The organism is Rugamonas sp. FW305-51 (assembly GCF_058786935.1).
On sequence record NZ_JBYSZG010000061.1, the window covers coordinates 24,892 to 32,337 of the forward strand.

Genomic DNA, 7,446 nt, shown 5'->3' on the forward strand with positions numbered 1-7,446 from the left:
TGTGAGCTGAGGAGCGGACTATCGACGTGGATGCGGGCGCGCACCGCGTTCAGCTCAGGCGGCTATAGCCACCGGCCACAATCCGACGCTGTTGACGCCGGCAGGCGATGCGCTGTTCCGTCCTGATACGGGAGAGCCGGCCAGAACGGGAGCAGTGAGTGTCGCACTTGCAAGTGTCCCGTGGCCAATGAAAAATTCTGGCATTTCATATCAAAAAAATGTGTTTGAAATGCCGTCGGGCCTCAGGCGTCGTCCAGCGTCACGCCGGAGGGCAGGTTGGCGGGACGGGCGCCGATGGTGTGGTGCAGGCCGGAACGGTCGGTGCGGGCGGCCACCGTGCGCATCGCATGGCGCACCCGGTCCAGGGTGGCGCTGTCGCGCTGGGTGGCGTACACCACGTAGGCCGAGTGGGAAAACTCCGGGCTGTCCTTGACCGGGCGCAGGCGGCCATCGGCGATGAACTGTTGCGCCGTCCCGGCCCGGAAATAGCCGGCCCCGCCCACGCTGAGCAGATAGGTCAGCGCCAGGGGCCCCAGCGAAATCGACATGGGCGGCGTGCTCAGCGACGGATGGGCCGCCGCATGGTTGATGGAAAACTGCGGCCCCCAGTCCACGTAGACATAACGGGCGGGATCGACCTTGCCCTCCGGGTCGGTGGTGAGCATGACCAGTTTTTCCTCGAGCAGCAATTCCGACACCAGGCCGGCTCGGGGACGGGGGTTGTACAGCACCGCCAGGTCGAGCGTGCCATCCTGCACCCGGTCCAGCAGGCGCCCGGCCATATCCACTTCGGAACGGATGGAAATCGCCGGATGGGATTGATTCATCCAGATCAGCCAGTCGGCCAGGAAGGGATGCCACAGGCTCAGCTCCGTGCCCAGGCTGATGCCCTCCTCCCGTCCCGCCGGCAAGGCAATTTGCCGCCGGGCCCGCTCCCACACTTGCACCATCGCGTGGGCATGGCGCATGAATTGCTCGCCGGCCGGCGTCAACCGGGCGCCCGCCTTGTTACGGACAAACAGCCGCCGCCCCAATTGTTCCTCGAGCGTACGGATGCGGGCGCTGACGGCCGTCTGGGTCAGGTGCATGCGCTGCGCCGTCAGGATAAAGCTGCCGTTGGCGGCCACTTGGAGAAAGGTTCGTGCCAGATTGATGTCCATGGGCACTATAGTAATACAACAAATACTTGTTTGCCCGGGCGAACTCGGCATTCCGTAACGCCACGCAGGCATGCACCCGCGTTGATACCGATTGATGCGTGAGGCGTTACACGCTACAATCCAGCATGATCAAGACCTTTCAGCATAAAGGCTTGAAAGCCTTTTTTGAAACGGGCAGCATGGCCGGCATTCAGACCGCCCACGCACCACGCTTGGGCGCCGTGCTGCGCCGTCTCAACGTGGCGACCAGCACGCAGGATATGAATTTGCCGGGCTGGAAGCTTCACCCGTTGAAGGGCCGCGAGCTCAAAGGGCACTATTCCGTATGGATTAGTGGCAATTGGCGCGTGACGTTCAAGTTTGACGGCATCGACGTCATATTGGTCGATTATCAAGATTATCATTGAAAGGGAACCTGTCATGGCTCGCATGTTCAACCCGCCACACCCCGGCCTCACCCTGCGTGACGACGTGTTACCGGCGCTTGGCCTGTCCGTGACCCAAGCTGCGGAACAATTGGACGTGAACCGCGTGACGCTGTCTCGTGTGCTCAACGGTCGCGCCGCCATCTCGCCGGAAATGGCCTTGCGTATCGAGGCCTGGCTTGGTGTGGCGCGTGGTGGCGATGCCCGTGTCTGGTTGGCCGAGCAATGCGCCTATGACATGTGGCAAGCGGAGCAGCGATTTAAGGTGAAACCCATGCAAGTGCAACCTGCACCGCTCGCCGCTTAGCCCTGAAGGCACCGCGTATCGCATGCGGAGGCTGAGTTCCGGCCTGCCCCATATGAGTTCACTCAAGTTCTTGATTTAATTGGCCTGCCCAGCAGGAATCGAACCTGCGACCCTCAGCTTAGAAGGCTGATGCTCTATCCAACTGAGCTATGGGCAGTGCGATGTGCAGTACGCGTGCGAACGCATGCGGAAATGAAAAACGGGCTGTCAGTGACAACCCGTTTTGATGTGTTCTTGGTCGGAGTACAAGGATTCGAACCTTGGACCCCCTGGTCCCAAACCAGGTGCGCTACCGGGCTGCGCTACACTCCGAAGACGACATAGTAACCGTTGGCGCCATTTTCGTCAATGTTTCGGACGAATTGTTCATATTTCCCGCCGACAGGCAGAAAAACTTGCCAATTCGTCAGTAGCCATCAGCAGAACGGACAACCTTATCACCGGCCGCACAAGATCGCCGCAAGCTCCGCCTATTCCCGCGGTTTTAAATAAACCGATACGCAATGGATGCCCATATATTTTATGCAGCGCCATCCAATTAGCGATAGAAATATATTAGGTTACATTCTCTCCGTTTAATAGCAGAATAACTATCAATCAGAAATTCTTGCGCTGCATTGCGCCGCTCACGAGGCGGCGCACAACAATATCTCCGCGCACCCGCCGGAGTTGCAGCTGGGGACGAACGGGCACTACTGCCAGAGAACAGCTGGAGCGCTTCTCTCAGTAATATAAATACCGCCCGACGTCAGCCAGGCTCGCGCCATGCGAGCCTTATTCAGCCGGCCGTTCTCATGCCGCCGGCAGGGATCTCCTCCATTTCGGATGGTTTGAAGCGACATTGTTGCTGTAGTCCGGGCAGCTACGCTGCGCTGGTTCGCCCCTGCCCTGCAGGGATGGACGGCGCTGGCGGGAGTCCGGCCGGCCGCCATTATCCCGGCCGGCGCGCAGGCAATTAATATTTATTCATCCCGATCAGCCGTATATAAATAATCGGCATGATCAGGATAAAGCAGCAAGCATTAATATGATACGGCCACAGGCCATTGCATGCAAAATCCGCATGATGAAGTTTATATCACAAAGTAAAACAGGGATATTATTCAGCCGGCGCCGCCGCCGCCACTGGCGGAGTTGAATCGGAATTAAATCACCGGCATTGCAGCAACGCTGTTCAATGAAAAAGGAAGGTGAAAATCATGAAAAAGCTCATACTCGCTTCGCTGTTGAGCGTGGCATCGCTGGCCGCCTACAGCCAAACCACCGCCCCGGCCGAAACCGTTACCGTTCCCGGCCCGGCACTGAGAATCGACGCGCCTACGCACATCCGCCACATGGACCAGGACGAGTTCTATGCCTACAAGGGTGCGTACGAGCTCGCCAATGGCCAATACCTGGTCCTGACTAGCCGCGGCAGCAAGATGTATGCGGAAGTGAATGACCAGGGCCGGCACCAGATCGTGGCCACCAGCGCCAATGCCTTCACGGCCCTGGACCAGCAGCTGCAAATGACGATAGACCTGCTGCCGAACGATAACGTGCGTGGCGAGCTGCTGATGGTGGTGCCGCAAAGGACCCTGTCCGACGGCACCGTGATCCCGGCCCAGGCCATGACGCTGGCCGTACGTTAGGCCAGGCGGACCAGCCGTTCACGGCCGGTTCGCATCGCCCGGGGTGCCTGTCCCCTCCAGGCATCGCGGGCGGGGTGGCAGCCCGTGCCTGCGGGCCAGGCTGCCGCGCCCTCCCCCGCCTCAGGCCGCCAGTTGGCTGTCGACCTTGTCGGCGATACGCTGCGCCATGGCGGCGGCGTCGGCCGCATTGCGCGCTTCCACCATCACGCGGATCAGCGGTTCCGTGCCCGAGGCGCGGATCAGCACCCGTCCGCTGTCGCCCAGTTCGCGCTCCACCAGTTCCTTTTCGCTGACCATGGCCGCGTTGCGGGTCCAGTCGAAACCGGGCGCCACCCGCACATTGACCAGTGTCTGCGGGAACAGTACCAGGTCTTGCGCGCATTGCTCGAGCGACTTACCGCTGCGCACCAGCGCCGACAGCACTTGCAGCGACGAAATAATGCCGTCGCCCGTCGTATGCTTGTCCAGGCACAGCAGGTGGCCCGAGCCTTCGCCGCCCAGGATCCAGCCTTTTTCCTGCATCACTTCCAGCACGTAGCGGTCGCCCACCTTGGCGCGCGCGAAGCCGATGTTCTTTTGCTTGAACGCCACCTCCAGCGCCATATTGGTCATCAAGGTGCCCACGGCGCCCGGCACGGGGCCCGTGGCCAGGCGGTCCATCACCATCACGTACAGCAGCTCGTCGCCGTTGTACAGCCGGCCCGTGGCGTCGCACATGATGAGGCGGTCGGCGTCGCCGTCGAGCGCGATGCCCAGGTCGGCGCCGTGGGCCCGCACGGCGGCCGACATGGCGTCCGGCGCCGTGGCGCCGTGGCCGGCGTTGATGTTGAAGCCGTCCGGCTTGTTGCCGATGGCGATCACTTCCGCACCCAGCTCATGGAACACGTGCGGCGCGATGTTGTAGGCGGCGCCGTGGGCGCAGTCGACCACGATCTTCAGGCCGCGCAGGTCCAGCTCGTTGGGGAAGGTGCTCTTGCAGAACTCGATGTAGCGGCCCTGGGCGTCGTCCAGGCGCTTGGCGCGGCCCAGCTTTTCCGACGGTACGCAATCCATCGGCAAGTCCAGCGCCGCCTCGATGTCGAGCTCCACGGCGTCCGGCAGCTTGGTGCCCTGGTCGGAGAAGAACTTGATGCCGTTGTCCTGGAACGGGTTGTGCGAGGCCGAAATGACGACGCCGGCCGACAGGCGCAGGGCCCGCGTCAGGTAGGCGATGGCGGGCGTCGGCATGGGGCCGGCCAGCATCACGTCCACCCCGGCGGCCGAGAAGCCCGCCTCCAGGGCCGCTTCCAGCATGTAGCCGGAAATGCGGGTATCTTTGCCGATCAACACGGTCGGCTTGCTGGCGCCCGCGCTGGCCTTGGCCAGCACCTTGCCGGCCGCGTAGCCCAGGCGCATGACGAAATCGGGCGTGATGGGCGCCACGCCCACCAGTCCGCGTACACCATCCGTACCAAAATATTTGCGTGCCATACAGTTCTCTTCCAGATAGAAATTACCGAATTATTGTGCCGCCTGCCACACTTTCAGGGCATCGACGGTCTCCGCCACATCATGCACGCGCACAATCAGCGCTCCTTGCGCCACCGCAGCAAGGGCGCCGGCCAGGCTGCCGGCCAGGCGCTGCTCGACCGGCTTGCCCGTCACGGCCCCGATCATGGACTTGCGCGACAGGCCGGCCAGCAACGGCAGGCCCAGCTGTTCAATCAGCTGGCCCGTGGCCCGCAGCAAGGCGTAATTATGCGCGACAGTCTTGCCAAAACCAAAACCCGGATCGATGCACAGCCGGCGTGGATCGATGCCGGCCGCCGTCAGCGCCGCCACCCGCTCGCGCAGGAAGGCTGTCACTTCAGCCACCACGTCACCGTAGGCGGGCTGGACCTGCATGGTGTCGGGCGTGCTCTGCATATGCATGATACACAGGGCGCAGTCGCTGTCGCGCACGGCTTCGATGGCGCCCGGCGCCCGGAAGCCATTGATGTCGTTGATCATGTCCACCCCGGCGATGATGGCTTCGCGCATCACCTGCGGCTTGTAGGTATCGACCGAGATAGCCTTGCCGCAGTCGCGCAGCGCGTACAGCACCGGCATCACGCGCTCGAGCTCCTGCGCCAGCGGCAGCGACGGCGCGCCGGGGCGGCTCGATTCGCCGCCCACGTCGATGATGTCCACCCCTTCCACCATCATCTGCTCGGCGTGCGAGACGGCGAACTCGAGCGACTGGTAGTGGCCGCCGTCGGAGAAGGAATCGGGGGTGACATTGAGGATGCCCATCACGCGGGGCCGGTAGCCCTCGCCTGCCAGGGGGAAATTGAAACGGCCGAACTGAAATTGTTGTCGCATTGAAACGGTTGTTAATGGGCGCCTGGGCGCATAACGAAAAAGGGCGAGGATCGCTCCTCACCCTTCACTGGCGGTCCGGCTAAAAAAATCAGGCCGGCGCGGTCACGTTGGGCGTCACGCCCGGGCCGCCGTCGCTGGGATGCTTGCGGATGGTCACGCCCGGTTTCGGCGGACGCGGCTCCTGGCCGGCCATGATGTCGTTGATCTGGTCAGCGTCGATGGTTTCCCACTCCATCAGGGCCTTGGTCATCATTTCCACCTGTTCGCGGTGTTCCTCGAGCAGCTTGCGGGCCAGCGAATACTGGGTGTCGAGGATGTTGCGGATCTCGGCATCGACCTTCTGCTGGGTGGCCTCGGAAATGGTCTTGGAGGCGCCGCCGAAGAAGCCATCGTTCTGGCTGTCCTCGTACACCATCACGCCCATGCTGTCGGACATGCCGAAGCGGGTCACCATGGAGCGGGCCAGCTTGGTGGCGCGGGCGAAGTCGTTCGAGGCGCCGGTCGACATCTGGCCGACAAAGATTTCCTCGGCGATGCGGCCGCCGAACAGGATGGAGATTTCTTCCAGCATCTTGTCCTTGTAGCCGGACAGGTTGTCGTGCTCGGGCAGCTGCCAGGTCAGGCCCAGGGCCCAGCCGCGCGGCATGATGGTGACCTTGTGCACGGGGTCGGCCTTGGGCAGCAGCTTGGCCACGACGGCGTGGCCGGACTCGTGGTAAGCCGTGTTGCGGCGCTCTTCCTCGCGGATGATCATGGACTTGCGTTCCGGGCCCATGAAGATCTTGTCCTTGGCGTCCTCGAAGTCGATCATGTCGACCAGGCGCTTGCTGCGGCGGGCCGCGAACAGGGCCGCCTCGTTGACCAGGTTGGCCAGGTCGGCGCCGGAGAAGCCGGGCGTGCCGCGGGCAATGATGTCGGCCTTGACGTCGGTGCCGATCGGCACCTTGCGCATGTGGACGTTGAGGATCTGCTCACGGCCGCGGATGTCGGGCAAGCCCACGGACACCTGGCGGTCGAAACGGCCCGGACGCAGCAGCGCCTTGTCGAGCACGTCGGCACGGTTGGTGGCGGCCACCACGATCACGCCGGAGCTCGCTTCAAAGCCGTCCATTTCCACCAGCAGCTGGTTCAGCGTCTGTTCGCGCTCGTCGTTGCCGCCGCCCATGCCGGCGCCGCGGTGACGGCCCACGGCGTCGATCTCGTCGATGAAGATGATGCACGGTGAATGCTTTTTCGCGTTCTCGAACATGTCGCGTACGCGCGAGGCGCCCACGCCGACGAACATTTCCACGAAGTCGGAACCGGAGATGGAGAAGAACGGCACCTTCGCTTCGCCGGCGATGGCGCGCGCCAGCAGCGTCTTGCCGGTGCCCGGTGGGCCGACCATCAGCACGCCACGGGGAATGCGGCCACCCAGTTTCTGGAATTTGGTGGGGTCTTTCAGGAAGTCGACGATCTCGTTGACTTCTTCCTTCGCTTCATCGCAGCCGGCCACGTCGGCGAAGGTGACGGTGTTGTTGGTTTCATCCATCATGCGCGCCTTCGACTTGCCGAAGGAGAACGCCCCGCCCTTGCCCCCCCCC

At 62.8% G+C, this 7,446-nt stretch carries 7 protein-coding genes and 2 tRNA genes; 3 read left to right on the plus strand and 6 right to left on the minus strand.

What is annotated here, in order from left to right; genetic code table 11:
- Positions 1 to 242: 242 nt before the first annotated feature.
- Entirely contained in the window at positions 243 to 1,160 is a 918-nt protein-coding gene (locus AC3WOS_RS26105) for a LysR family transcriptional regulator (RefSeq protein ID WP_492719922.1), read from the minus strand.
- Between the two features lie 125 nt (positions 1,161 to 1,285).
- Here AC3WOS_RS26105 and AC3WOS_RS26110 point away from each other — a divergent pair, with 125 nt between their 5' ends.
- On the plus strand, positions 1,286 to 1,567 hold the full coding sequence (locus tag AC3WOS_RS26110) for a type II toxin-antitoxin system RelE/ParE family toxin (RefSeq protein ID WP_492719924.1): 282 nt from the start codon (positions 1,286 to 1,288) through the stop codon (positions 1,565 to 1,567).
- A 13-nt stretch (positions 1,568 to 1,580) separates the two neighbouring features.
- Positions 1,581 to 1,892 (plus strand): HigA family addiction module antitoxin, encoded by a 312-nt coding sequence (locus AC3WOS_RS26115; protein WP_492719925.1) that lies wholly within the window; start codon positions 1,581 to 1,583, stop codon positions 1,890 to 1,892.
- Between the two features lie 80 nt (positions 1,893 to 1,972).
- On the opposite strand, the gene AC3WOS_RS26120 is transcribed toward AC3WOS_RS26115, so the two are convergent.
- Both AC3WOS_RS26120 and AC3WOS_RS26125 read right to left on the minus strand, forming a co-directional pair.
- Positions 1,973 to 2,049 (minus strand) — tRNA-Arg (locus tag AC3WOS_RS26120).
- Between the two features lie 78 nt (positions 2,050 to 2,127).
- Positions 2,128 to 2,204: transfer RNA gene (locus tag AC3WOS_RS26125), tRNA-Pro, on the minus strand.
- 887 nt (positions 2,205 to 3,091) lie between these two features.
- Here AC3WOS_RS26125 and AC3WOS_RS26130 point away from each other — a divergent pair.
- The gene (locus tag AC3WOS_RS26130) at positions 3,092 to 3,523 is read left to right on the plus strand and encodes a hypothetical protein (protein ID WP_492719926.1); all 432 of its coding nucleotides are present in this window, start codon (positions 3,092 to 3,094) and stop codon (positions 3,521 to 3,523) included.
- Between the two features lie 120 nt (positions 3,524 to 3,643).
- Here the strand turns inward: AC3WOS_RS26130 and glmM are convergent, their stop codons facing one another.
- The 3 genes from glmM to ftsH form a co-directional block, all read right to left on the minus strand.
- Positions 3,644 to 4,993, minus strand: coding sequence for a phosphoglucosamine mutase (gene glmM / locus AC3WOS_RS26135; protein WP_492719927.1), 1,350 nt, complete (start codon positions 4,991 to 4,993; stop codon positions 3,644 to 3,646).
- A gap of 30 nt (positions 4,994 to 5,023) precedes the next feature.
- Complete coding sequence (gene folP / locus AC3WOS_RS26140) at positions 5,024 to 5,863, minus strand: dihydropteroate synthase (protein ID WP_492719929.1); 840 nt, start codon at positions 5,861 to 5,863, stop codon at positions 5,024 to 5,026.
- An 88-nt stretch (positions 5,864 to 5,951) separates the two neighbouring features.
- Positions 5,952 to 7,446: ATP-dependent zinc metalloprotease FtsH (gene ftsH, locus AC3WOS_RS26145; protein ID WP_492719930.1), on the minus strand; the 1,495-nt coding region annotated here is incomplete at its 5' end.

Bases quoted from the DNA above. Each gene is read 5' to 3' on its own strand.
- AC3WOS_RS26105 (WP_492719922.1), bottom strand. From the start codon at position 1,160: ATGGACATCAATCTGGCACGAACCTTTCTCCAAGTGGCCGCCAACGGC.
- AC3WOS_RS26110 (WP_492719924.1), top strand. From the start codon at position 1,286: ATGATCAAGACCTTTCAGCATAAAGGCTTGAAAGCCTTTTTTGAAACG.
- AC3WOS_RS26115 (WP_492719925.1), top strand. From the start codon at position 1,581: ATGGCTCGCATGTTCAACCCGCCACACCCCGGCCTCACCCTGCGTGAC.
- AC3WOS_RS26130 (WP_492719926.1), top strand. From the start codon at position 3,092: ATGAAAAAGCTCATACTCGCTTCGCTGTTGAGCGTGGCATCGCTGGCC.
- glmM (WP_492719927.1), bottom strand. From the start codon at position 4,993: ATGGCACGCAAATATTTTGGTACGGATGGTGTACGCGGACTGGTGGGC.
- folP (WP_492719929.1), bottom strand. From the start codon at position 5,863: ATGCGACAACAATTTCAGTTCGGCCGTTTCAATTTCCCCCTGGCAGGC.